General features: G+C 61.7%; 1 protein-coding gene and 1 pseudogene. One reads left to right on the forward strand and one right to left on the reverse strand.

Annotated elements, in window-relative coordinates; translation table 11 throughout:
• Positions 1 to 125 (reverse strand): annotated as a pseudogene (locus ACXRVY_RS29175) (fatty acid desaturase); the annotation flags it as partial.
• A 100-nt stretch (positions 126 to 225) separates the two neighbouring features.
• On the opposite strand from ACXRVY_RS29175, the gene ACXRVY_RS29180 reads away from it, so the two are divergent.
• A complete protein-coding gene (locus ACXRVY_RS29180; protein ID WP_223463262.1) occupies positions 226 to 1,230 on the forward strand; it encodes an AraC family transcriptional regulator in 1,005 nt (334 codons plus the stop codon).
• The last annotated feature ends 166 nt before the right edge of the window (positions 1,231 to 1,396 follow it).

Here is a 1,396-nt window from a genome sequence, read left to right on the forward strand (position 1 = left end):
TCCTGATGCTTGAGAATCGGGTATTGCTCGCGCAGCTCGACGCCTCTGGCCAGCACCACTTCACGGATATGGGCTGATCGTTGGGCTGCATTCAGTCGTTGGGGGCTTGCAGAAGTACGGTCCATGCTTCCATCCTCTGATTATTGATGGTTGCATCCTGCCTTGCGATCCTTCGCAACGCGGTAGCCGAGAACGCCAACCTGTTGACCGGAAGCGCCAATCAGCATGACTGAACCGACCTCTCTCGCCAGCTGGACCCGCGCCCTGCGCAAGCAACTCGATGCCCTGGGCATCGATAGCACCGCCCTGTGCCAGCAAGCTGGCCTCGACCCAAATTTGATGGACGACCCGAACGCGCGCTACCCGCTGTCGGGCACCACACACCTGTGGCAATTGGCGGTGCAGGTCAGCGGCGACCCGGCGATTGGTTTGCGGGTTTCGCGTTTCGTCAGCCCGACCACTTTCCATGCGCTGGGTTATGCGCTGGTGGCCAGCGGCAGCCTGCGGGAAGTGTTCGAGCGCATCGTGCGCTATCACCAGGTGGTCAGCGATGCCCTGGAACTGGAACTGACCCGTACCGAAGATCGCTACTGTTTCCGCCTGAAAATCCCCGCTGGCAATCCGGCCCCGGCCTTCGAAGCCATCGACGCGTTCATGGCGATTTACGTGCGCACCTGCCGCAATCGCCTGGGCCGCGACTACGCGCCGCTGGCCACCTACCTGCGCCGCCCGGAGCCAGTGGACGCACACCAATGGCATAAAGTCTTTCGCTCGCCCGTGCACTTCGGCGCCGACGAGGACCGACTGGAATTCGCCCTCGTCGACTTCGACAGCCACCTGGACGACGCCAACCCGGAGCTGGCCGAACACAACGAAACCGTGCTCAAGCGCACCCTGGCGCAACTCAAGCCGCTGACTTGGGAGCGCAAGGTCCGCGATGCGATTGAAGAACAACTGCCCGAAGGCGAACCCAGCGCTGAACACATAGCCAAGGCCCTGCACCTGAGCCTGCGCAGCCTGCAACGGCACCTGGCGGATGAAGGCTGCCGATTCGATACGCTGCTCAACGAAAGCCGTGAAAACCTCGCGCTGCTGCACTTGCGTGACCCGCAATGTTCGTTGAGCGAGATCAGTTACCTGCTCGGGTTTGCCGACACCAGCAGCTTCAGCCGCGCATTCAAGCGCTGGACGGGGATGACGCCTGGGCAGTTTCGGGATGGGTTGCGCTGATTGATCCGGAAAGTGAGTTGGCTGATCTGGCCCCATCGCCGGAACGTCGCCCGGAGCAAGCCCGCTCCCACAGTTTTTTCGGTGACCACAAATCTCTGATTCACCCAGATTCCCTGTGGGAGCGAGCTTGCTCGCGATAGCGGACTGTCAGTCGACATACCTGGAG

The organism is Pseudomonas sp. P5_A2_2 (assembly GCF_054177685.1).